Source organism: Nocardioides aquaticus, assembly GCF_018459925.1.
In the GTDB taxonomy this organism is placed as follows: Bacteria; Actinomycetota; Actinomycetes; order Propionibacteriales; family Nocardioidaceae; genus Nocardioides; species Nocardioides aquaticus.
Genome location: NZ_CP075371.1, coordinates 1 through 23,807, shown reverse-complemented (window position 1 = coordinate 23,807; position 23,807 = coordinate 1). Strand labels below are relative to the sequence as shown.

Annotated in this window: 17 protein-coding genes and 2 tRNA genes; 1 reads left to right on the top strand and 18 read right to left on the bottom strand. The window is 68.4% G+C overall.

All coding sequences use genetic code 11. The annotated features are described in order from the left end of the window. The first annotated feature begins 58 nt into the window (after positions 1 to 58). Positions 59 to 481 carry a hypothetical protein gene (locus tag ENKNEFLB_RS00095; protein WP_214057345.1) on the top strand — a complete coding sequence of 141 codons (423 nt, stop codon included), beginning with the start codon at positions 59 to 61 and terminating at the stop codon, positions 479 to 481. Between the two features lie 25 nt (positions 482 to 506). On the opposite strand, the gene ENKNEFLB_RS00090 is transcribed toward ENKNEFLB_RS00095, so the two are convergent. The 18 genes from ENKNEFLB_RS00090 to dnaA form a co-directional block, all read right to left on the bottom strand. Next, positions 507 to 704 carry a helix-turn-helix domain-containing protein gene (locus tag ENKNEFLB_RS00090; protein WP_214057344.1) on the bottom strand — a complete coding sequence of 66 codons (198 nt, stop codon included), beginning with the start codon at positions 702 to 704 and terminating at the stop codon, positions 507 to 509. Next, complete coding sequence (locus tag ENKNEFLB_RS00085) at positions 697 to 936, bottom strand: hypothetical protein (protein WP_214057343.1); 240 nt, start codon at positions 934 to 936, stop codon at positions 697 to 699. Before ENKNEFLB_RS00085 ends, ENKNEFLB_RS00090 begins: the two co-directional genes overlap by 8 nt. A gap of 175 nt (positions 937 to 1,111) precedes the next feature. Beyond that, entirely contained in the window at positions 1,112 to 3,682 is a 2,571-nt protein-coding gene (mobF, locus tag ENKNEFLB_RS00080; protein ID WP_246536063.1) for a MobF family relaxase, read from the bottom strand. A gap of 491 nt (positions 3,683 to 4,173) precedes the next feature. Next, positions 4,174 to 7,245, bottom strand: coding sequence for a type I restriction endonuclease subunit R (locus ENKNEFLB_RS00075; protein ID WP_214057342.1), 3,072 nt, complete (start codon positions 7,243 to 7,245; stop codon positions 4,174 to 4,176). After that, complete coding sequence (locus tag ENKNEFLB_RS00070; protein WP_214057341.1) at positions 7,242 to 8,492, bottom strand: restriction endonuclease subunit S; 1,251 nt, start codon at positions 8,490 to 8,492, stop codon at positions 7,242 to 7,244. Before ENKNEFLB_RS00070 ends, ENKNEFLB_RS00075 begins: the two co-directional genes overlap by 4 nt. Continuing rightward, positions 8,489 to 9,142, bottom strand: a complete 654-nt coding sequence (locus tag ENKNEFLB_RS00065; RefSeq protein ID WP_214057340.1) for a hypothetical protein — start codon at positions 9,140 to 9,142, stop codon at positions 8,489 to 8,491. Before ENKNEFLB_RS00065 ends, ENKNEFLB_RS00070 begins: the two co-directional genes overlap by 4 nt. Next, positions 9,081 to 10,715, bottom strand: coding sequence for a type I restriction-modification system subunit M (locus ENKNEFLB_RS00060; protein ID WP_214059236.1), 1,635 nt, complete (start codon positions 10,713 to 10,715; stop codon positions 9,081 to 9,083). The genes ENKNEFLB_RS00065 and ENKNEFLB_RS00060 overlap by 62 nt, the downstream gene beginning before the upstream one ends. Positions 10,716 to 11,341: 626 nt before the next feature. Next, positions 11,342 to 11,414 (bottom strand) — tRNA-Ala (locus ENKNEFLB_RS00055). Positions 11,415 to 11,468: 54 nt separating this feature from the next. Further along, positions 11,469 to 11,594 carry a DLW-39 family protein gene (locus ENKNEFLB_RS00050; RefSeq protein WP_214057339.1) on the bottom strand — a complete coding sequence of 42 codons (126 nt, stop codon included), beginning with the start codon at positions 11,592 to 11,594 and terminating at the stop codon, positions 11,469 to 11,471. 47 nt (positions 11,595 to 11,641) lie between these two features. Further along, positions 11,642 to 11,718 (bottom strand) — tRNA-Ile (locus tag ENKNEFLB_RS00045). 123 nt (positions 11,719 to 11,841) lie between these two features. Continuing rightward, positions 11,842 to 12,525 (bottom strand): DUF3566 domain-containing protein, encoded by a 684-nt coding sequence (locus ENKNEFLB_RS00040; RefSeq protein WP_214057338.1) that lies wholly within the window; start codon positions 12,523 to 12,525, stop codon positions 11,842 to 11,844. Between the two features lies 1 nt (position 12,526). Beyond that, entirely contained in the window at positions 12,527 to 15,205 is a 2,679-nt protein-coding gene (gene gyrA / locus ENKNEFLB_RS00035; protein ID WP_246536062.1) for a DNA gyrase subunit A, read from the bottom strand. Positions 15,206 to 15,325: 120 nt separating this feature from the next. Then, positions 15,326 to 17,485, bottom strand: coding sequence for a DNA topoisomerase subunit B (locus tag ENKNEFLB_RS00030; RefSeq protein ID WP_420830519.1), 2,160 nt, complete (start codon positions 17,483 to 17,485; stop codon positions 15,326 to 15,328). A 282-nt stretch (positions 17,486 to 17,767) separates the two neighbouring features. Beyond that, positions 17,768 to 18,376 (bottom strand): DciA family protein, encoded by a 609-nt coding sequence (locus ENKNEFLB_RS00025; protein ID WP_214057336.1) that lies wholly within the window; start codon positions 18,374 to 18,376, stop codon positions 17,768 to 17,770. Beyond that, positions 18,369 to 19,547 (bottom strand): DNA replication/repair protein RecF, encoded by a 1,179-nt coding sequence (recF, locus tag ENKNEFLB_RS00020; RefSeq protein ID WP_214057335.1) that lies wholly within the window; start codon positions 19,545 to 19,547, stop codon positions 18,369 to 18,371. Before recF ends, ENKNEFLB_RS00025 begins: the two co-directional genes overlap by 8 nt. A gap of 61 nt (positions 19,548 to 19,608) precedes the next feature. After that, on the bottom strand, positions 19,609 to 20,511 hold the full coding sequence (gene gnd, locus ENKNEFLB_RS00015; RefSeq protein WP_214059234.1) for a phosphogluconate dehydrogenase (NAD(+)-dependent, decarboxylating): 903 nt from the start codon (positions 20,509 to 20,511) through the stop codon (positions 19,609 to 19,611). A gap of 53 nt (positions 20,512 to 20,564) precedes the next feature. After that, positions 20,565 to 21,704: a DNA polymerase III subunit beta gene (gene dnaN, locus ENKNEFLB_RS00010; RefSeq protein ID WP_214057334.1), complete on the bottom strand. Its 1,140-nt coding sequence runs from the start codon at positions 21,702 to 21,704 to the stop codon at positions 20,565 to 20,567. A gap of 432 nt (positions 21,705 to 22,136) precedes the next feature. Continuing rightward, complete coding sequence (dnaA, locus tag ENKNEFLB_RS00005) at positions 22,137 to 23,708, bottom strand: chromosomal replication initiator protein DnaA (RefSeq protein ID WP_246535746.1); 1,572 nt, start codon at positions 23,706 to 23,708, stop codon at positions 22,137 to 22,139. Positions 23,709 to 23,807 lie beyond the last annotated feature (99 nt).

The window sequence follows — 23,807 nt, the reverse complement described above, 5'->3', positions numbered from 1 at the left end:
CCCTTGCCGCCACAGTGGGGCTTACAGGACCCCCTTAGCGCGCGGATAGGCGGACATCATGGATACGGACGACCAGAGCATTGGCCAGATCGCTCCCCCTTGCGGGCGGCTCTCGTGCAAGAAGCCCGTTGTTCAGGAACTTGGGCCCGGTCGTCGCAAGGAGTACTGCTCGGACACCTGCCGTCGAGGAGCGGACCGCGACTACAAGAGGGCGAAGGCTCACGTCGACACGTTTGAGGAGTACCTGCGCCGCTCCCAACATGAAGTCGCCTCCTACGGTCGCAAGGCAGAGGCCAACGCGCTCAGCCCGGAGCAACTCGGCCACTTCGAGACCTCCGCCCGCGTGGCCTTTGCTCGGGCCGAGACCTTGGTGGAGGTTGGCGTGCCTGCCGACCTCGCCGCGGGTGAGCTCGCCGCGCTGGTCCAGGCACTCCGTCCCCTAATGACCGCGGGGGTGGGCTTCACGGCACGGTCGGCTTAGCTACTGGCGCGATTGCCAGACGGTCTCACCAACGAGCGGACGGGATCTGTCGGGGCGCGGCCTCGAGGTCTTCGAGTTTGATCCGGATGGCACGTTTGCCGCACCGGTACGCCGGAAGGGTGCCGGCGGCGATCCAGCGCCGGATGGTCTTGACCGAGACCGACATGGCGTCGGCCGCTTCCTCCAGGCTGAGGTAGACGGGGATGGGGCGTCGCTCAGCCATCGGAACGCACCTCCGCTCGTGGGGCGGTGGCGGAACCGAGGAAGCGTCGGGCCTCGGCGACGGTGATGTAGAGCCGGCCCACGCCCTGGAAGCGGGTCCACCGCGGCCCGACGCCACGACGACGCCAGTCACGGACGGTTCGCTGCGGTGTGCGGATGAGGTCGCAGAACTCCTCGAACAGGATCAGGTTGTTGTCGTCCCAGTCGTCGGGGATGCCGATGGGTGTCACCATCACGTCGCCTTTCGCCATGGCCGCCGACGGATTCGGCGGCTCCTTCTTGGAGAAGCGACATCGGGTCCAACGGTTCGGACACCCCTAATGGCCGCTGTTGTCGAGACCCGGGCCTCTCCTGGTCACCTAGGTCCTCCGGGCTGCTGCGGGCGATCACTCGGCGCGAGGAAGGTGGTCAGCGGCCGATCCCGCGGGAGCTGGATGGAGGAGCCGGCAGCGATGGCGGTGGGCGACGTGGGCCGCTGCTCGGCACCGGCCGCGTTCCAGCATTGGTCGGCTGAGCGTTCGGCCCGTACCGGTCGATGTCGTCGGCGGCTCGCTGAACAGCGTGGCTGGGGCCGAGGTCGGCGCGGTCGCGGTGGAAGACGTCGACCCATTGGCTGCGGGCCTCGTCGAGGGACTCGGCGACGAGATGGACGATGTTGTGGTGGCGGCCGCGGGTCATGGCGACGTAGGCCGAGGCGGCGCCGGTGGTCTCGCCGAGTGCGAGGTGTGCGCAGTCGCTGGTATCGCCTTGTGCTCCGTAGGCGGTGGTGGTGAAGGCGAGCTCGACGTGGTCGTGGACGTAGCCGGCGGGCAAGGTCCGTTGGCCGTGGCGGCCGGTGATCAGGAGGCTGCCGTCGTCGCCGATGCCGGCCACGGTCCAGGTGTCGCGGTTGGCGACTTCGAGGTCGCGGTCGTTGCGTCGGGTGGCGACCCGGTCGCCGAGACCGATCCGCTCACCCCGGGCCGTGATCGGCCCAACAACATCTCCACGACCGCGCTCACCATCTTGCTCACCGGATGGTGCGCGCTCCTCGTGGCGGCGGTCGCGGATGGCTGCGTTGAGCGCGGCGACCTGGTCGCGGGTGTCGGCGATGACGAGCTGGTCACCGTCGGCGGCGCGGGCGCCGATGGCGGCCAGAGCTGCGGTGCGTCCGACCTCGCTGGCGTGGATGACGACCTGGCCGCGTTCGAGGAGGGCGTCGAAGACCTCACCAGACCGCTCACCGGTTCGCATGAGGAGGCTGAGTTCGGCGTACGCACGATCGCTGAACCGGTGGACCGACTCGAGCTCGTGGTGCGCCTCAGGTGGCGCCCAGCGTGCGGCGAGGTCTAGGACGCCGCCGCGGCCGACGGCCGGGAGCTGGTGTCGGTCGCCGAGGAGCGCGACGGCTGCGTGGGCTTGGTCGGCGATGGCGAGCAGCGCGCGGGCGGTGTCCTGGTCGAGCATGCCGGCCTCGTCGACGAGGAGGACGTCGCCGGGCAGCAGCCGTGCGCGTGCCTCTGGCGCGGCGTCGGTCTGTGACCAGTGGCCGTCCTCGTCCCAGCGGTAGCCGTGTTGGTGGATCAGCCAGGCGGCGGAGAAGGCGTCGGTGCCGACCTGCTGCTGCGCTGCTTGGGCTGCCTTGAGCGTGGGGGTGACGACCACGAGTCGACGGTCTGCGTCGTCGAGCACGTCGCGGGCGGCCGCCAGGGTGGTGGTCTTGCCGGTGCCGGCGGCGCCCTCGATGACGAGCAGCTCGGCGTCGCCGGCGAGCGCCGCGACCACATCTCGTTGCGCGGGGTCGAGGTGGTCGATGCCGCGGAGCCGCACCGCGTTAGTGACCGACCGGGCGGAGCGTGCAGCCAAGCTGTCGACCAGGTCGGCCTCGACGCCCAGGACCCGTTGCGATGTCAGGCTGCGGACGTGCTCGGGGACGTCGTCGCGGTCCAGCAGCGGCACACACCGCGTCAAAGCGCGGTCGGCGATGTCCTCAACTAGCTCGTGCCGCACCGGTCGCTCGGCGATCACGTCGACGGAGGCGATCAGTCGTTCGACCTCGCCGCGTATGTCGGCTGCGTTCCACGCCGACCGCTTCGCGCCGAGCCGGGTGAGCACCAGGTCGGCGGCCACATCCCGGTTGAGCCGGCCGACCGGGACGCCGGCGTCGTTCACCGGGCTGGTTGGTGGGGTGAAGCCGAGGTCGCGCAGCTCCTCATTCCACGCGGCGACGAGGTCGGCGCCGCTGCGGGGCACGACCTTGTCGGGTCGCGCGTCGGCCCACGCCCGGCGGTCCCAGGTGCGGCGCAGTCGCGGCCCGGGCTCCTGGCTAGGGTGCTCGGCACGCCAAGCGGCCTCGTACCGGTCGACATGGCGGTTGATCTGCGCCGCGCGCTGGCTGAACCCGCCGGCGTACGGCGCGAGCTGCTGAATCTCGCCGTTAGCGTCGAGGCTGTAGCCGCGTGCCGCGAGCGCGGCTCGGAACTCGGGGTCGCACATCACCGCGGCGTGACCGATCCCGTTGAGCGCCTCGATGCTGTCGACGACACCGACCGAGTGCAGTCCTCGCCATGTCCCCTGCGCGAAGACGCGGGCGTTGATCTGCACGTGGAGATGCCGGTGCGGGTCGCCGGCTCGGGAGGTGTAGTGCCGGACCACGGCCGCCTCGAGCCTCTTTACCGGCACCTGCACCTGCCGGCCCCGCGGCCCGACCCGCGTGGTGGCATGTTCAGCCACCCACCCGATCACCTCGCCGGCCGCGCGATCCATCGCCGCGTCGTACGCCGCAGCGACGTCGGGATGAAGCGCCGCAGCCAGCGACCAGGTCTTCGGCCCGTTGACCACGACCTCTACGAACCGAAGCCCCCGAGCGTCCTGGCGCAACCGGCCCTTCGGCCTCTCAGTCTCGACGTCGTACCCGGCGACCCACCGCTCGTACGCGTCACCGTCTAGCGTCCCCCGCCCTGAACTGCGAAAACACCGCGTCCCCCCTCGGCGGGAGATGTCCTGGCCACATACCGCTCGGCAACGCCCGTGCCCTCCGCGAGGTAGTAGTCGTCGACCCGTGAGCGGTCCGCCTCTACGTACGAGCGCGCTGCGGACGCGGAGCCGCGGTAGAACTTGACCCCACCACGCATCGCCCTCGTCACCGCCCGTCAGCCGTCGTCACTTAGCCTTGAAATGACTCACGGCCCGCCCCATGGGCGGACCGATCTACGGACCTTCGTAGCATGCGTGCCGCTCGGTCTGGAGGCTTCGAACTGCTGCTGAGTCCAACGGTTTCGTGACTCGTCGGTCCTCGTCAAAGTTCGTCAAGGGCAGCGGGTGGTTGGCCGGAGCAACTGCGCTTCAAGTCATCGGGCGGATGGGCGAGGGGCTCGACGTTGACTGGGCGGTAGTTCTGCACTCCCGGGTAGGACAGACACGTTTCTAGAGGTGCGAGTCGCCGTCAGACCTTTTCGCACGCAGCGATGCTCACGGCACGCCGGCCCGGGTCACGAGAGTCCTGCATACCGGTCGAAGAAGGCGGCGAGCTTGTCGAGAACGGTCTGTTTTTTGAGTGCGTGGTCGTTCCCGGCCGCGAACCTGGAGACGGGCGGCAGGATCTTGGTAACAGCAGTTCCGGCGGTGGGGATGGCGCCGTCGCGAAAGGCGTCGGCGACAAACGCGCGGGTCTCATCAGGCTTGAGCGCCTCCGCGACAATCAGCCCTTCGAGCTCCTCAGCCATCTTGGCATCAACGAAGCGGCGCCAGTCTTCGCCAGTGTCCGCGCTGACGTTGACGGAGTCGACGAAGGCAAGAATGAGGTCGCGCTTGTTGCGCAGGGTGATGCTGGAGTCGATGGCGCGCTGGATGTTCATCAGCGCGGCCATCTCGACGTCGGAGCCGTTGCCTCGGGCTTCACGCCACTGCTCGACCAGCAGCAGGATGTAGTCGACGTTGACCTCGACCTGCTTGATGAGCTCGATCTCGAAGACCACGTCGTCGTTGATCGACTCCTTCTCGACCGCGTCCTGGCCGCGGAAGTCGGCGTACAGGTTGAGGTAAATGCTTCGGTAGTCCTGGAAGTCGCGTTCGCTGAGGATCTCGTGGCCGACGAAGTCGTCGAAGGAGACCAGGATGTTGCGTAGCCGGAGGATGGCGCCGAAGAGCGTGATGAACGCCTTCTGCGCAGCCTCGCCGACGATCGGCTGGCCGAGCGGGAACAAGGTCGTGAGGTCGGCGACGAGCCTGGAGTATTCGGCGTAATAGTCGGCGTAGGGCTTGAGCAGGACGATGCCCTTGGCGTCCTTGTTGCCGAAGAGCGACAGCGCGTCGTTGGTGGCCTGCTCCAAGTCGCGGAAACTGACGATGTTGCCGTAGGTCTTGATCGAGTTGAGTATCCGGTTGGTCCGCGAGTAGGCCTGGATCAGGCCGTGCTGGCGGAGGTTCTTGTCGACCCACAGGGTGTTCAGGGTCGTGGCGTCGAAGCCAGTGAGGAACATGTTGACGACGATCGCGAGGTCGAGTTCACGGTTCTTGAGACGCTGCGACAGGTCCTTGTAATAGTTCTGGAACCGGTCGGCCGACGTGTCGAAGCTCGTGCCAAACATGACGTTGTAGTCCTGGATCGCGCCTTCGAGGAAGTCGCGGGAGCTGGAATCGAGGTCGCTGGTCTCGAACTCCTCTTCCCCCAGCATGCCGCCGTCGAGGTCCTCGTTGGCGGCGTAGCTGAAGATCAGTCCGACCTTGAGGGGCTGGTATCCCGGGACCGTCTCCTCCCGCTCGCGCTGCGCTTCCTTGAACGCCTTGTAGTAGCGCTTCGCTGCGTCGATGGACGCGGTCGCGAACACCGAGTTGAACCCGGCGACGCGCTTCTCCCCCAGCCGGTAGGCCGAGTTGCGGCGGGTCTTCTGATCGAAGTGGTCGAGGACGTACGACGTCACCGCTCCGACCCGCTCCGGACTCAGCAGAGCTGCGTCGGTGTTGATCGCGGCAACCTGCTTGTCGGTCAGGGCCGCCGGGAGCTTCAGTGTGTTGACGTAGTCGATGCGGAACGGCAGTACGTTCTTGTCACTGATCGCATCGACGATCGTGTACGTATGGAGCTTGTCGCCAAATGCCTGCTCGGTGGTGCGTAACTGCGGGTTCCCGCTTGCCCCAGCGTTCTCGGCAAAGATCGGCGTGCCCGTGAAGCCGAACAGGTTGTAGCGGCGGAAGACGTTCGTGATGGCCATGTGCATGTCGCCGAACTGGCTGCGATGGCACTCATCAAAGATCACCACTACATGCGAGCCGAACACGTCGTGTCCTCGCTCATAGCTCACGAACCTGGCGAGCTTCTGGATCGTCGTGACGATGATCCGCGACGTCGGATCCTCGAGCCTTCGCTTGAGGTGCGCGGTGTTGGTGGTGCCGTCGACCGCGCCCTTCTCGAAGCGGTCGTACTCGCGCTGGGTTTGGTAGTCGAGGTCCTTGCGGTCGACGACGAAAAGTACCTTGTCGACGCTGGTCAGCTTGCTCGCCAGCTGGGCGGCCTTGAAGCTGGTGAGCGTCTTCCCGGACCCGGTGGTGTGCCACACGTAGCCGCCGGCTCCGATGGTGCCGAGCTTCTTGTAGTTGGTGGAGGTCTCGATGCGTTGAAGGATCCGCTCGGCCGCGACGATCTGATACGGACGCATCACCAGCAGGTTGCGGTCGACATCGAACACGCAGTACTTCGTCAGGATGTTGAGCAGGGTGTGTTTGGCGAAGAACGTCTTGGTGAACCCGGTCAGGTCGGCGATCGCCCGGTTGCTCGCGTCGGCCCACCAGCTCGTGAACTCGAACGTGTTGGACGACTGCTTCCTGCCGCGCTTGCTACCGACCGTCTCGCTGACGTGTCGCTCGCGGGTGGTGTTGGAGTAGTACTTCGTCAGGGTGCCATTGCTGATGACAAAGAGCTGGACGTACTGGAACAGGCCGGAGTCGGCCCAGAAGCTCTCCCGCTGGTAGCGGTTGATCTGGTTGAAGGCCTCCCGGATGTCGACCCCGCGGCGCTTGAGCTCGATGTGCACCATCGGCAGCCCGTTGACGAGGACGGTGACGTCGTAGCGGTTCGAGCGCTGAACACCTGATGCTCGGCCCTCGACCTCGTACTGATTGATGACCTGGAGCCGGTTGTTGTGGATGCTCGTCTTGTCGATCAGGTAGATGTTCTTGGCCGTGCCGTCGTCGCGCTTGAGGACCTGGATGTGGTCTTCCTGGATGCGGGCCGTCTTCTCGACGATCCCGTCGTTCTTGCCCGCGACGGACTCGTTGAAGAACCGCTGCCACTCAGGGTCGGTGAACTCGAACTTATTCAGCGTTTCGAGTTGGGCGCGAAGGTTGGTCTCCAGCGCGGAAGCGTTGACGATCGGTAGGTACTCGTAGGCCTGCCCCTGGAGCAGCTTGACGAACGCAGCTTCCAGTTCGGCCTCGCTCTGGTAGCCGCTCTCCTTCGAATCCTCGGGCGGGAACTCTGCGACGACCGTGCTCTCGTCACTGACCGAGATCGGCTCGAAGTGGGTGGCACTGCCCGCAACGCCGAGCTCGGGGAACTCGGTCACGCTGCTTCCTCGAACGTGAGCAGCTTGTCCCTGTAGTACTCATACTGCTGTCGGCGAGCGGCCACCTCAGCTGGCAGCGCTCGTGACAAGTCGCTCACGAGCGCATCGAATTTGTTGAGGATCGCGACGATCCGCTGCTGTTCTTCCACCGGGGGAACGGGGATACGGATCCTCAGCAGGATGTCGTCGTTCAGACTGACCCGCGTGGACAGGACAGCCATACGGGCGATCTGTCTTCTGAAGAGTGAAGAGCGGAAGAAGTATGCGGCGAATTGCGCATCAATGACATCGGGCTCTCTGGGACGGAGTCGTTTAGTGAAGCCGTTGAAAGTAGCCTTGGGGTAACCCCTGAGCGCAGCGCAACTCATGCCGAGACCTTCAATATCTTCGCTCGTTCGCGTAACGAAGACGTCGCCCGCGTTGATCGAGTAGCGGGCTTGTTCCGACTCTGTCGAGTTGACGAGGTTGCGAAGTTCAGAGGGAACGATGGGGTTGTTGAACACTGTTCTGAACGACAGAAACGGTTGACCGAACCCGAACTGATCCGCGCTTTTCGAAAGACCGGACGACGACTCATACAACTCGCCCACTGTTGCCCAACGATCGCTCTCCGCCTCCCCCCCTGCGAGAAGGGAGTCGCGGTAATACGAGAACTGGCGAGAGCGGTATCGAAGTTCGGCTTCAAGCTCGACAACGAGTTCGGCTCTCAGCCTTCCGAATTCTTGGAGGGCTTTGCCGATCTCGCGCTGGATCACCAAGGGCGGCACGGGGATCTTGATCCGTGCAAGGTGCCTACTGGAGACCCTCTTGAGCTTCGTTCCCGTGATGAATCGCATCTTCTGAGATCGGAAGTCACTCGTTTGGAGGAAGAAGGCGGCATAGAGGGGGTCCAGGCTGTGCGAGTAGATATAGGAGTCGCCACTGATTGCCACTTCTGTGTCCCCGAGCCACGCAACGGCCTTGCAGACGTCCGCGTCGTTCTCGCTGGTAGTAGCGATGACGAGATCGCCCGGTTTGGCTCGTCGTAGGCGCATCGCCAACTCAGGGGTCACGAAGCTTTTCGTTGTACTCGTGGCCGTCCCATAGGTTGTGAACACCTGCCCGTAGTGGATACACGGGAAGCCCGCGGCGACGAAGTCCTTCTTCTGAAGGCCGTTGCCTCTAATGAACTCGCCAACCTCGCCGAGCGCCTTGAACTCGACACCTTCCGGGCAGTGCTCAGCGATAAGGTCGACGATACGGCTCACGGGACGATCCGCCGAACCATGTCGGTCATGCGCTCACGCATGGGCGGGAGACTGCGGCTAACCATCTCGTGCATCTGCGTGGCAATGTTCTTTGTGGCCCGTTCGACCGTGGCGCGCATCCGTTCGTTCATTAGCCTCATCCGAAGCGAACGCATGTCGCGGATGAGCGCGTCCGTATCCTCGTCAGTTGGCAGCGACGACACCCGACCGCTCGGGTGGCGATCGCCTCTCGGATGCTTTTGCAGATCTGTCTTGAGGTGGAGGATCCTCCGGCCATCCTCCGTCTGCTCCTCCTGGAGGACCGCCCCCAGGGACGCATGAGCGTAGCGATCACGCTCTGCCTTGAAAGCGTTGTAACGCTCCTTGAGGTCGCTCAGGTCACCTGTGGCCACCTCGGCAATGGCCGAGAGGACGCCTTTACCGGTCTTGACCCTCTCCATGTAGGCCTCCCGATCTGGGGATCCGCCGCCTCGAGACACCACGAGCTCGCCGATTTCTTCCTCGAGGCACGCGAACTCCAAGCACATGCGCCCGATGTTCCGGGCGTGCCGCTCCTCTTCTGGCGAAAGGTGCCCATCGAGGAACCGCTCAACCGAACTCTCCACGGCTGTGGTCAGAGAGTCGCGCGCCGCCTCCTCGTCCTCGCTCACGACTCTCCCCCAAGTCAGCAACGATTGCGTCGATTTTCGCGCGGAGCGTCGACTGGCTCACGACGATGCGGGCGATCTCAGCGTTCAGAGTACGGATGTCGACCGCGACGCTAGTGTCCTCGGCTTCGACGTACGAACTGACCGCGATGTTGTAGCCGTTGTCGGCAATGACCTCATGATCGACGAGCTTGGCGAAGTAGGGGACGTCGTCCCGCTTGCTGAAGGCCTCGAGGATCGACTCCTGGTGGTCGGCAGTGAGTCTGTTCTTGTTGCCCTGGCGTGTGAACTCCGCCGAGGCGTCGATGAAGAGGATCGTGTTGTCAGGCTTGGACTTCTTGAGCACGAGAACGCAGGTCGCAATCGTCGTGCCGAAGAAGAGGTCCGGCGGGAGCTGGATGACGGTGTCGACGTAGTTGTTGTCTACGAGCCATTTGCGGATCTTCTGCTCAGCTCCTCCGCGATATAGCACTCCGGGGAACTCGACAATTGCAGCAGTACCGTTGACGGCAAGCCAGCTCAGGATGTGCATGGTGAACGCGAGGTCCGCCCTGGACTTGGGCGCGAGGACTCCGGCTGGTGCGTATCGCGGGTCGTTGATAAGTAGCGGGTTCGCGTCGCCCTCCCATTTGATCGAGTAGGGCGGGTTGGACACGATCGCCTCGAACGGCTCGTCGTCCCAATGGGCCGGATCGATCAGGGTGTCGCCGTGTGCGATCTCGAACTTCTCGTACGGGATGTCGTGCAGGAACATGTTGATCCGGCACAGGTTGTAGGTGGTCAGGTTGACCTCCTGGCCGAAGTAGCCTTGCCGCACCTTGCCGTGTCCGAGGACCTTCTCGTACTTCAGCAGCATCGAGCCCGAGCCGCAGGCCGGGTCGTAGACCTTATTGACCTCGGTCTTGCCGACGACGGTGATCCTGGCCAGGAGCTCCGCAACCTCCTGAGGCGTGTAGTACTCACCACCGGACTTGCCGGCCGCGGACGCGTACATCTGCATGAGGTACTCGTAGGCGTCGCCGAACAGGTCGTTATTGTTCTCCCTGAAGGCACCACCGAGCGGGAGGTCGCCGATGGCGTCGAGGAGCTTGACGAGCTTCTCGTTGCGCTTGGCCACCGTGGGGCCGAGCTTGCTGCTGTTGACGTCGAGGTCGTCGAAGAGACCCTTGATGTCATCCTCGGAGGTCGCGCCGACGGCCGAGCCCTCGATGTTCTTGAAGACACGGCTCAGGGTCTCGTTGAGGTTCTCGTCGTGCCTGGCCTTGGCGCGGACATTAGCGAACAGATCCTCCGGGAGGATGTAGAAGCCCTTCTCCTTGACCGTCTCGTCACGGCCAACCTCCGCGTCAGCACGTGCCAGGTTGCGGTAGTCGAAGCCTTCGTTACCTGCCAGCCGCTCCTGCTCGTTGAGGTAGACCGTCAGGTTCTCGGAGATGAAACGGTAGAAGAGCATCCCGAGGACATATGTCTTGAAGTCCCATCCGTCGACACTGCCGCGAAGATTGTTAGCGATCCGCCAGATGGTCTTGTGCAGCTCCGCCCGTTCCGTTTCTGTGCTCGCGGGCGCCCTCGTCACCCGACGTTCTTCGTCGACGGGGGCCTGCACGTCAGCACGGCTCTCAACCTCCGGCGGCACCGCTGCCCGGGATGTAGGTGCGGGCGAGTTCGGCACCTGCTCGAGCGAGCCGCTGGGGTCCGTGATCCGCTTGATCGAGCCTCCCCGCCCGCGGCCCACAGCAATCTCGCTCGTGGCGAGCAAGATGGCCTTGGCATTCTCGTACCGACGTTCGTCCCTCCACCCGAGTTCGGTGCGGGCCCTCTGGTTGCCCATCGTGGACCCGTCCTCCGGCAGAACCTCCCAAAGGGCCTCCGCGTCTAGTGACACCTTCGTGCGCGTAACGCGGCCACCGTCCGCAACGAGGTGTCCAGACGTAAGGAGCTGCTCGACCGCCTCGTCGCGCCACCTGGACGCGAGCGGACCTCTGTTCTTCATCTCTCCCGGCTGCATCTCGATGAGGTCGTTCCACACGTCGTCCGGGATCGGCATGACGTCATCTTGGCTCATGGCCGTCAGGCAGATTCGGGAACCCCTGCATCAGCTAGGCCCATTCCCCCGCCAGTCCCCCATAGCGAGCAGAGAATCAGCAGGGGGTTAGCCCGGAAATGGTAAGAAACCGCAGGCTGACCTGCGGTTTCTCTCGGTGGAGCCTAGGGGACTCGAACCCCTAACCCCCTGCTTGCAAAGCAGGTGCGCTACCAATTGCGCCAAGGCCCCGGGTCGGCCGCGGGTGCGGCCGGTGGTGCGGGTCGTACGGGTGGTGGTGGCCGCTCAGGTCCGCTCGACCGGGTCGGTGGCCTCGGCCCAGAGCGCCTGCTCGGCCCGACCGTCGTCGAACCGGCGCTTGACGACGACGGCGCCGGCGGCGGCCAGCACGGCGAGGACGACCTTCTTCATGGTCTCTCCAACGGTGGTGGGGCTGGTCCGGGCTGCGGGGATGGTGCTGGTGGGCCTAACAGGACTTGAACCTGTGACCTCTTCCTTATCAGGGAAGCGCTCTAACCGTCTGAGCTATAGGCCCGCTCCGGCCGCGGCCGACATGGCCGACCTGCGGCCGAGGGGTGACACTACCCCACCCCCGCGGAGCCCGACAAAACGGGCTCCGCCGACCTGAGTTCGCAGGTCGGAAGGGGTGCGGCGGCGATCAGTTCTGGTCCTCCGACAGGGTGACCTCGACGCCGCCGAGCAGCGCCGCGGACATGTTGTAGAGGAACGCGGTCAGCGTGGCGATCGCCGTGATCAGCACGACGTCGATCGCCGCGACGACCACGGTGAAGCCCAGCACGCGGGAGGTGCCGATGTAGTTCTCCACGTCGAGGTCGGCGGTGTCGGGTCCGCCGACGCTCTCCTGGATCGTGGTGTTGATCGAGTCCCAGACCCCCGCGGCGTCGAGCACCGACCAGATCATCGCCACCGCGACCACGGTCACCACGCCGAACGCGATGGCCAGCAGGAACGAGGTCTTCATGACCGTCCACGGGTCGATCCGGGTCAGCCGGAGCCGCGCCCGTCGGGGCGTACGGCTCCCGCCGCCGGTCTTGACCTGGCTGCTCGTCGAGGTGGTGTGCTCCGACTTCGCCGACGCGTTGGCCCGGTGCTCCTCGGTGGCCGAGGCCAGCTTGGCCTGGATCCGCTCGATCAGCGGCGGTCGCGACGCGGTGTCGTCGGAGACGCCGCCCTTGGCCTCGGCGGCCGTGCTCCCGGTGCCCTTCGTCCTCCCCGCACCCCCGGACGGCGTCGCCGCCGGGGTGATGGGGACCTTGCGGGTGGCGTCGTCGCCCGGCCCGTCGGCGCGTGTGCCGGCGCTGCGGCCCGATCCGTCACTCATCTCAGGTGTCCTCCCCGGCGTCGTCGCCGCCCTGGTCGCCGGCGACCTCTGCGGCGTCGTCGGCCGCCCCGGTCGTCTCGATCATGTCAGCCGCGGGCGAATCGGACGACTCGCCGGCCACCTCGCCCTCGCCCTCGACCTCGCCCTCCACCGTGGCCTCGACCTTGGCCTCGACGGAGCGGGCCACGACGGCGACGCTGTCGCCGGACTTGGTGGTCACGAACCGGACCCCCATGGTGGAGCGGCCGGTGGCGCGGAAGTCGTCGTTGACGGGGCTGCGCACGACCTGGCCGGTGGCGGTGATCGAGAGCACCTCGTCGCCGTCCTCGACGATGAACGCGCCGACGAGGCCGCCGCGGTCCTCGTTGGCCAGGGCCATCGCCTTGATCCCCAGGCCGCCGCGCGACTGGGTGCGGTACTCGCTGATCCGGGTGCGCTTGGCGAACCCGCCGTCGGTGATCGTGAAGACGTACTGCGGCTTGACCTCCGCGACCTCCTCGGGCGACGCCTCCACGTCCGGCGAGTCCTCCGTGCCCTCGGCGAGGCCCGCGGCCTCCTCGGCCGCGACCTGGGCGGCGCGGATGACCGACATGGACAGCAGCGAGTCCTCCTCGCGGAACTTCATCCCGGAGACGCCCGAGGTGGCGCGTCCCATCGGACGCAGCTGGGCGTCGTCTGCGCGGAAGCGGATCGCCTGGCCGCGGCGCGAGACCAGCAGGATCTCGTCGTCGGCGCTGACCAGCTCGGCGCCGATCAGCTCGTCCTGGCCCAGCGTCGGGTGCTCCTCGCGGAAGTTGATCGCGATGATGCCGGCCTGGCGCGGGCTGTTGTAGTCGGCCAGGCGGGTCTTCTTGACCAGGCCGTGCCGGGTCGCGAGCACGAGGTACGGCAGCTGGTCGTAGTCGCGGATCGCCAGGACCTGCGCGATCGACTCGTCGGGCTGGAACGACAGCAGGCCGGCGACGTGCCCGCCCTTGGCGTCCCGGGAGGCCTCGGGCAGCGTGTAGGCCTTGGTGCGGTACACGCGTCCGGCCGTGGTGAAGAACAGCAGCCAGTGGTGGTTGGTGGTGGCCATCAGGTGCTCGACGACGTCGTCGCCGCGCAGAGCCGCGCCCCGCACGCCCTTGCCGCCGCGCTTCTGGGTGCGGTACAGCGCGCGGGAGGTGCGCTTGGCGTAGCCGCCGCGGGTGATGGAGACGACGAGCTCGTCGTCGGGGATCAGGTCCTCCATCGACAGGTCGCCCTCGGCGGCCACGATCTGGGTACGCCGGTCGTCGCCGTACTTCTCGACGACCTCGGCCAGCTCGTCGGCCACGATCTGGCGCTGGCGGGTGACGTTGGCCAGGATGTCCTCGAGGTCGGCGATGGTCCGCTCGATCTCGGCCAGCTCGTCGATGATCTTCTGCCGCTCCAGCGCCGCGAGCCGGCGCAGCTGCAGCTCCAGGATCGCGCGGGCCTGGATCTCGTCGATCTCGAGCAGCGACATCAGGCCGTCGCGCGCGTCCTCGACCTCGGGCGAGCGCCGGATCAGCGCGATCACCTCGTCGAGCATGTCGAGGGCCTTGACCAGGCCGCGCAGGATGTGGGCCCGGTTCTCGGCCTCGCGCAGGAGGTACTCGGTGCGGCGCCGGATGACCTCGATCTGGTGCTCGACCCAGTTGCTGATGAACGCGTCGATCGACAGGGTGCGCGGCACCCCGTCGACCAGGGCCAGCATGTTGGCGCTGAAGTTGCTCTGCAGCTCGGTGTGCTTGAGCAGGTTGTTGAGCACCACGCGGGCCACGGCGTCACGGCGCAGGATGATCACCAGGCGCTGACCGGTGCGGTCGGAGGTGTCGTCGCGTACGTCGGCGATGCCCTGCACCCGGCCGGAGTCGGCCAGCTCGGCGATCTTCAGGGCGAGGTTGTCGGGGTTGACCATGTAGGGCAGCTCGGTGATCACGAGCATGGTACGGCCCTTGGCGTCCTCGTCGACGTCGATGATCGCCCGCTGCGTGATCGAGCCGCGCCCGGTGCGGTAGGCCTGCTCGATGCCCTGGCGGCCCACGATGGTGGCGCCGTTGGGGAAGTCGGGGCCCTTGATCCGCTCGATCAGCGCGTCCTGCAGCTCCTGCTTGGTGGCGTCGGGGTGCTCGAGCGCCCAGCGGGCGCCCTCGGCGACCTCGCGCAGGTTGTGCGGCGGGATCGAGGTGGCCATCCCGACCGCGATGCCGGCGGAGCCGTTGGTCAGCAGGTTCGGGAACCGCGCCGGCAGGACGACGGGCTCCTGCGAGCGACCGTCGTAGTTGGGCTGGAAGTCGACGGTCTCCTTCTCGATGTCGCGCACCATCTCCATGGCCAGCGGCGCCATCCGGCACTCGGTGTACCGCATCGCCGCGGCGGAGTCGTTGCCCGGCGAGCCGAAGTTGCCCTGGCCGTTGATCAGCGGCGCCCGCATCACCCAGGGCTGCGCCAGGCGGACCAGGGTGTCGTAGATCGCGGTGTCGCCGTGCGGGTGGTACTGCCCCATCACGTCGCCGACGACGCGGCTGCACTTGGAGAAGCCGCGGTCGGGGCGGTAGCCACCGTCGTACATGGCGTAGAGCACGCGGCGGTGCACGGGCTTCAGGCCGTCGCGCACGTCGGGCAGGGCCCGGCCGACGATGACGGCCATGGCGTAGTCGATGTAGGCGCGCTGCATGGAGGTCTGCAGCTCGACCGGCTCGATCCGGGATCCGGTCGGGGTGCCGCCGGTGGGGGTCTCGGTCACGATCGCTCTCTCTGGTTGCTTCTACGACTGTCTAGGGTGAGTGCTAGAGACCTAGATATCGAGGAATCGGACGTCCTTGGCGTTGCGCTGGATGAAGGAGCGGCGCTGCTCGACGTCCTCGCCCATCAGGATCGAGAAGATCTCGTCGGCGTGCGCGGCGTCGTCGAGGGTGACCTGGAGCAGGAGCCGGTTGTCCGGGTCCATCGTGGTCTCCCACAGCTCCTTGGCGTTCATCTCGCCGAGGCCCTTGTAGCGCTGGACCGGGTTCTCCTTCGGCAGCTTCTTGCCGGCCGCGGCGCCGTCGCGCAGCAGCGCGTCGCGCTCGGCGTCGGAGTAGACGAACTCGTGCTCGGCCGGCTTGTTCCAGCGCAGCCGGTAGAGCGGCGGCTGGGCCATGTAGACGAACCCGCCGTCGATCAGCGGGCGCATGAAGCGGAACAGCAGCGTCAGCAGCAGGGTGTTGATGTGGTGGCCGTCGACGTCGGCGTCGGCCATCAGCACGACCTTGTGGTAGCGCAGCTTCTCGGCGTTGTACTCCTCCTGGATGCCGGTGCCCAGGGCGGAGATGATCGACTGCACCTCGGTGTTGCCCAGCACCTTGTCGATGCGGGCCTTCTCGACGTTCAGGATCTTGCCGCGGATCGGCAGGATCGCCTGGATCCGCGGGTCGCGGCCCTGGCGCGCCGAGCCGCCGGCGGAGTCGCCCTCGACGATGAAGACCTCGCACTCGGCCGGGTTCGTCGACTGGCAGTCCGAGAGCTTGCCGGGCAGGCCGGAGCGGCCGAGCAGGCCCTTGCGGTCGCGGGCCAGGTCGCGCGCCTTGCGGGCCGCGATCCGGGCGGTGGCCGCGGCCTGCGACTTGCGGACGATGTCGCGGCCCTCGGCCGGGTTCTGCTCCAGCCAGGCGCCGAGCTGCTCGTTGACGGTGCGCTGGGTGAAGCTCTTGGCCTCGGTGTTGCCGAGCTTGGTCTTGGTCTGGCCCTCGAACTGCGGGTTGCCCAGCTTGATCGAGATGATCGCGGTGAGGCCCTCGCGGATGTCGTCGCCCGAGACCCGGTCCTCGCGCTTCTTGATCAGGCCCCACTCCTCGCCCCAGTGGTTGACCTGGGAGGTCAGCGCCGCCCGGAAGCCCTCCTCGTGGGTGCCGCCCTCGTGGGTGTTGATGGTGTTGGCGAAGGTGTGGACCGACTCGGTGTAGGAGGTGTTCCACTGCATCGCCACCTCGAGGCTGGCGTGGTTCTCCACCGACGGGGCCGTCTCGGCCTCGAAGGAGATGATCGTGGGGTTCGCGGTCTCCTTGCGCCGGTTGAGGTGCTCGACGTAGTCGACCAGGCCGCGGTCGTACTTGAAGACCTGCTCCACGCCACCGCCGGCGGCGCGCTGGATCGCGTCGGGCCGCTCGGCGTCGACGTCCTCCTCGAGACCGTCGTCGACCACGTCGGCGACCTCCTCGGCCGCGGGGCGCTCGTCACGCACGACGATCTCGAGGCCCTTGTTGAGGAAGGCGTACTCGCGCACCCGCGCGGTGATCGTCTCCAGGTTGTACTCGGTGGTCTCGAAGATGTCCGGCGAGGCGTAGTACGTGATCGTCGTGCCGGTCCGCTCGCCGTCCTCCATCGGCCGGACCTCGACCAGGTCGCCATCGGGCACGCCGATGCTGAAGGTCTGGCGCCAGAGGTGCCCGCGGTTCTTGACCTCGGCGATGACGTGCGTCGACAGCGCGTTGACGACCGAGACGCCGACGCCGTGCAGGCCGCCGGAGACCTTGTAACCGCCGCCGCCGAACTTGCCGCCGGCGTGGAGCAGGGTCAGCGCCATGGTCAGCGCCGGCATCTCCTGGCCGGGGGCGGTGTCGGTGGGGATCCCGCGACCGTTGTCCTCGACCCGCACGCCGCCGTCACCGAGGAGCGTGAGCACGATCCGGTCGCAGTGGCCGGCCAGCGACTCGTCGACCGCGTTGTCCACGATCTCCCAGATCAGGTGGTGCAGGCCGCGGACCCCGGTGGAGCCGATGTACATGCCGGGACGCTTGCGCACGGCCTCGAGGCCCTCGAGGACCTGGATCGCGGAGGCGTCGTAGTCGGCGCTGACGTGGTCGCGGGAGGCGATCGAGCCCTGGTCGGCCTCCGGGTCGGCGGCCGTCACGCCCGGGTCGTCCGGCTTCGGTGTGGCGGCGGTGATCTCGTCGGGCGTCGGGGTCTCGTCGGTCACGCACAACCTTCTTCGAGCTGGAGTCAGACAGGCAGGGTCCGGCGGAGGCCGGAACGGACCCAGCATACCGCGCGTACGGCTCCTGGCCACGCATCGTCCCCAGCCGGGAGGGCTCGGCGAGCCGTGGAAGGGCCCCAGGCGCCCCGGGAAGCCTGCCTGCGGGGCCGAGCAGGGGGTCGCCGGGGGCGGATACGCCAGCGAGGGCCACGAAGGGCTCACAGGGGGCTCCTGGTGCCCGGGCCGCCGGGCGTCGCGGCACCCACGCCGGACGCCGGGGATCCCTCAGCCGTAGGTGTCGCGGGGACCGCGGGAGTCGCGGGTCGACAGACGCCCCCGGGTCCAGCCCGGGGCGTGCGGCCCGAGCACGTCGATCACCGTGACGACCCCGTCGCCGACCTCCTCGGCCAACCGGCGCAGCAGCGTCGGGGCCAGCAGCCGTAACTGGGTGCCCCAGGCGGTGGAGTGGGCGCGCACCACCAGGCGACCCTCGGCGAAGGACTCGGGCGTGCTGTGCTCGGCGACCTCGGCGCCGACCAGCTCCTCCCACCGCGCGAACAGGCTGCGGATGCGCAGGTCGAGCTCCCACCCGTGGTCGGCGACCAGCCGGGACAGGCTGCTGCCGAGCAGCTGCGGGTCCCGGTCGTCGGGGTGCGCGCCGCTGCTGCGACGTCGCCCGGACCGGGCCGCGGCCGCGGCCGCGGCGTCGCGGGTCGTCGCGTCCTTGCCCCGGCGACGCCGGGCGGGACCGGTCGTGCCGACCGTGGCCCGGGCGATCGTGCGCGCGAGGTCGAGCCCGTCGTCGCGGTGCGGCTCCTCGGCGGTCGGCTCCGCCGCCCCCGGGGTCGCCGCCGGGACCTCCTCGGCGGGTGCCTCGCCGTCGGGGTCAGCCATCGTCGTCGACCCTCGTCACGGCGCCGTCCGCGACGGCGAACCGCACCCCCGCCAGCGCCGCCGGCACGTCCTCGGGCACCGCCGCGGTGACCAGCACCTGCTCGGCGCCCGCGACGAGCTCGGCGAGCTGGGAGCGGCGCTGCGCGTCGAGCTCGGCGAACACGTCGTCGAGCACCAGGATCGGGTCGTCGCCGTCCGCGCGCAGCAGGTCGTAGGACGCCAGCCGCATCGCCAGCGCGAACGACCAGCTCTCCCCGTGCGAGGCGTACCCCTTGACCGGCAGGGGGTCGGCCGGGCCGGCCGGGCCGGCGAGGGTGAGCAGCAGCTCGTCGCGGTGCGGACCGACCAGCGTCACGCCGCGGTCGAGCTCGTCGCCGCGACGGCCCGCGAGCTCGCCGCGCAGGGCGTCGGTGAGGGCCGCCAGGTCGGGCGCGGCCGGGTCGAGACCATCGGGGGCCGGGCAGGCGGAGCGGTAGGACATCCCCACGTCGTCACGGACGGCGCCGCGGGCGACCGCGGCGTAGGCGGCCCCGGCGTACGGCGCCAGCGCGGTGACCAGCGCGACGCGTTCGGCCCACAGCTCGGCGCCGGTGCGGGTGAGGTGGTCGTCCCACACCTCGAGCGTGGCCAGCGCGCCCTCCGCCGACGACCCGCGGCGGGCCTGGCGCAGCGACTTCAGCAGCGTGTTGCGCTGCCGCAGGACCCGGTCGTAGTCGGCGCGGACCCCGGCCAGCCGCGGCGCGCGCAGGACCAGCAGGTCGTCGAGGAACCGCCGCCGCTCGCCGGGGTCGCCCTTGACCAGGGCGAGGTCGTCGGGGGCGAAGACGACGGTGCGCACCAGCCCGACCAGGTCACGGGTGCGCGGCAGCGGGGACCGGTTGACCCGCGCCCGGTTGGCCTTGCCGGGGACGAGCTCGACCTCGAGCAGCGCCGTCCGCCCCTCGCGCACGACCGAGGCGCGCACCACCGCCCGGTCGCAGCCCGCACGGACCAGCGGCGCGTCGGTGGCGACCCGGTGCGAGCTGAGCCGCGAGAGGTAGTCGACGGCCTCGACCAGGTTGGTCTTGCCCTGGCCGTTGCGGCCGGTGAAGGCGGTGACGCCCGGGTCGAGCGCGATCTCGGCGCTCGGCCAGGAGCGGAAGTCGTGCAGGGACAGGTGGGAGACGTACACCTGGTGCGTCCTCCTCCCGCGCCGCGCCCGGACGGGACGACCGGGCCAGTCTAGGAGCGGTTCAGCCGGCGGAGCCGCCGGACGGCGGCTCGGTGTGGGTGGCGTGTCCGCCGAACTGGTTGCGCATCGCAGCGACCGCCTTCATCGCCGGGCTGTCGTCCTGGCGGGAGGAGAACCGGGCGAAGAGGGACGCCGCGATCGCGGGGACCGGGACGGCGTGGTCGATCGCGGCCTCCACGGTCCACCGACCCTCGCCCGAGTCGTCGGCCCAGCCGGCGATGCCGTCGAGGTGGGTGTCGTCACGCAGGGCCGCGACGAGCAGGTCGAGCAGCCAGGACCGGACCACCGTTCCGCCGCGCCAGGAGTCGAGCACGTCCACCACGTTGTCGACCATGTCGGCGGCCTCGAGCAGCTCGAACCCCTCGGCGTAGGCCTGCATCATGGCGTACTCGATGCCGTTGTGGACCATCTTGGAGAAGTGGCCGGCGCCGGGCCGGGGACCGGCGTGGACGAAGCCCGAGTCGCCCTCGGGACGCAGGGCGTCGAACGCCGGCTGCACCAGCGCCACGTCCTCGACCGAGCCGCCGCACATCAGGGCGTACCCGTTCTCCAGGCCCCAGACCCCGCCGGACACGCCGCAGTCGACGAACCCGACACCGCGCTCGCGCAGGATCGCGGCGTGGTCCTCGTCGTCGGTCCACCGCGAGTTGCCGCCGTCGACGACCAGGTCGCCGTCGGCGAGCAGGTCGGCCAGCGCGGTGACCGTGGCGCGGGTGGGCTCGCCCGAGGGCACCATCACCCAGACCACCCGGGGCGAGGGCAGCTGCGCGACCAGCTCCTCGAGGCTGCCGACGTCGGCGACCTCGGGGTTGCGGTCGTAGCCCACGACGGTGAGGCCGGCGTTGCGCATGCGGGTACGCATGTTGCCGCCCATCTTGCCGAGGCCGACGAGTCCGATGGTCATGGTGTCGCTCACTGGGGTCCCCCTGCGGTCGGGTACGGGCGTGGGTCGGCCGGTCAGGACAGCAGCCGGCGCGGCATCAGCAGGTAGCGGAAGCCGGGGTCCGGTGCGCCGTCCTCGACCGAGCCCGAGATCACCACGGGCTTGGCCGCCTGGGTGAAGGCGAGCTCGACGGTGGGCTGGTCGATGGCACCGAGGCCGTCGAGCAGGAACTGCGGGTTGAACCCGGTGGTCAGGTCGTCGCCCCGGATGGCGGCCTCGATCGACTCCGAGGCCTGGGCCTCGTCGCCCGTGCCCGCGTCGAGGGTCAGGGTGCCGTCGGAGAAGGCCATCTGCACCGCGGTGTTGCGCTCGGCGACGAGGGCGACGCGCTTGACCGACTCGATCAGCGAGGCCTTGTCGACCGAGGCGACGGTCAGCTTCTCGCTCGGGAACAGGCTGCGGACCTTGGGGAACTCGCCGTCGAGCAGGCGCGTCGTCGTCCGGCGCACCCCGCCGGGGGCGTTGCCCTCGAACCCGATGAGTCCCTCGCCCGCGCCGCCGGAGGACAGCGCGATGGTCACCTCGCTGCCGGCGGTGAGCGACTTGGCGGTGTCGGCCAGGACCTTCGCCGGCACCAGCGCCGCCACGGTCTCGTCGGGGGTGCGCGGGGACCAGTCGAGCTCACGCTGGGAGAGCCGGAACCGGTCGGTGGCCAGCAGCGACATCGTGCTGCCGTCGATCTCGAGGCGGACACCGGTGAGCACCGGCAGCATGTCGTCGCGACCGGCGGCGGTGACGGCCTGGGCGACGGCGTGGGCGAAGACGTCGCTGCCGACGGTGCCGGTGGCGGTCGGCATGTCCGGGATGGCCGGGTAGTCCTCGACCGGCATCGTCTGCAGGCTGAACCGCGCGGAGCCGCAGGTCAGCGAGACGCGGGAGCCGTCCAGGGCGACCTCGACCGGCTTGGCGGGCAGGCTGCGGCAGATGTCGGCGAGCAGCCGGCCGCTGACCAGGACGGTGCCGTCCTCGCTGACGTCGGCGTTGAGGTTGGCCCGGGCGGAGGTCTCGTAGTCGAAGCTCGACAGCACCAGGCCCTCGTCCCCGGCGGTGATCAGCAGACCGGCGAGGACCGGGACGCTCGGCCGCACCGGGAGGCTCCGCGCCGCCCAGGCGACGGCGTCGGCGAAGACGTCGCGTTCGACACGGAACTTCACAGTGGCGGTCCTTCGGGTCGAGGAGTCGTGGGCACGCCGGCCGGGAGCAGCCGGACGTGGGAGACGCGATCCTGCCACGTCGCTGCGAGGAGGACGAGGCGCGTGCCCGACCTCGCCGCTCCGTGCCCGGTGCCGGCGGGGGACTCATCCACAGGAAGGACGTCGTTCCCGAGTTCACCGTTCATCCGACCCCCTCTAGGTGAGTGGTCGTAGTAGGAGCGGTGGAGTCTGTGGAGGAACGACGTCGTCGCAGGTCGCACGCCGCAATCGTCGTCCACAGGGCCTGTGCACCGCGACCCCGGTGGACCACGTCGGCCTGTGGGTCCGGCCCGGTCGTGGAGGCACGACCACGGGGTGTCCACAGCCTCTCCCGGGGCCCTCCCCGGTTCGGACGACACGGCTGCACATCTTGCAGCCGTGTAGTTCGCCGGCTCAGGACCCCTGCTGGCGCGCCTGCAGCTTGACCCGGTTGGTGAGCTCGCTGACCTGGTTGAAGACCTGGCGGCGCTCGGCGAGCAGCTGGTTGATCTTGCGGTCGGCGTACATCACCGTCGTGTGGTCGCGGTTGCCGAACTGGGCGCCGATCTTGGGCAGGGAGAGGTCGGTGAGCTCGCGGCACAGGTACATCGCGATCTGGCGCGCCATCACCAGGTGCCGCCCACGGCTCGGGCCGGTGAGCTCCTCGATGCTCAGCGAGAAGTACGCCGAGGTCTGCGCGATGATCAGCGGCGCGGTGATCTCGGGCTCGCCGCCCTCGGGGATCAGGTCCTTCAGCACGATCTCGGCCAGCGTCATGTCGACGTCCTGCCGGTTCAGGTTGGCGAAGGCGGTGACCCGGATCAGCGCACCCTCCAGCTCACGGATGTTGGTCTGGATCTTGGAGGCGATGAACTCCAGCACGTCCGGCGGCGCGGTGAGCCGGTCCATCGCCGCCTTCTTGCGCAGGATCGCGATCCGCGTCTCGAGGTCGGGCGGCTGGACGTCGGTGATCAGGCCCCACTCGAAGCGGTTGCGCAGCCGGTCCTCGAGCGCCTCGAGCCGCTTGGGGGCGCGGTCGGAGGTCAGCACGATCTGCTTGTTGGCGTTGTGGAGGGTGTTGAAAGTGTGGAAGAACTCCTCCTGGGTCTGGGTCTTGCCCTCCAGGAACTGGATGTCGTCGATCAGCAGTACGTCGACGTCGCGGTAGCGCCGCTTGAAGCGGTCCTGCCGGTCGTCACGGATCGCGTTGATGAACTCGTTGGTGAACTCCTCGCTGGAGACGTAGCGCACCTTCGAGCCGGTGTAGAGGCTGCGGACGTAGTTGCCGATGGCGTGGAGCAGGTGGGTCTTGCCCAGCCCCGAGTCGCCGTAGACCAGGAGCGGGTTGTACGCCTTGCCGGGCGCCTCGGCGACGGCCACGGCCGCGGCGTGGGGGAAGCGGTTCGAGGAGCCGATGACGAAGGTCTCGAAGACGTACTTGGGGTTGAGCCGGGTCTCGGCCGCGCGGGCGGCACCGTCGGAGGAGCCCAGCGAGGCGCCACCGGGGGTGGGTCGTGAGGGCGCCCCCTGGTCGAGCCCGTCGACGGGGGGACCGCCGAGACCGTCGTGCGCCTCGAGGCCGCGGGCCCCGGCGGATCGATATGTCGACATGTCGATGGGTCGACGCATCGACTCGTCATCGTCGTGGTCCCGGTCCCGGGGGTCGCGTCGGGCGGCGTGCTCGACGCCCCGCGAGCCGGGGCCCGACTCGGTGGCCACGTCCGCGTCGGTGCGCTCGAGCGCGGGGTTGACCGTCACCGCGATCCGCATCTCGCGCCCGAGGAGCTCGGTGAGCGCGTCCTCGAGCTGGCCGCGCTGGCGGCCCTCGAGCCGGGTGCGGGTGAACTCGTTCGGCACCTCGATGATCGCGGTGTTCTCGTGCACCGTGGCCAGCGCGCTGCTGCGCAGCCAGGCCTGCTTCTCCGGCGCGACGTCCTCGACGACCTGTCGCCAGGCCCTCTCGAGGTCCTCGGGTCCTTGCTGCACGTCGCGTCCCTCCTGGTCTGCGGTCGGGCTCCTGCGAGCCCTGCGGCCCGTCCCGTCCGGTGGGGGCCCTCGTCCTTCCACAGCATTGTCCACAAGCTG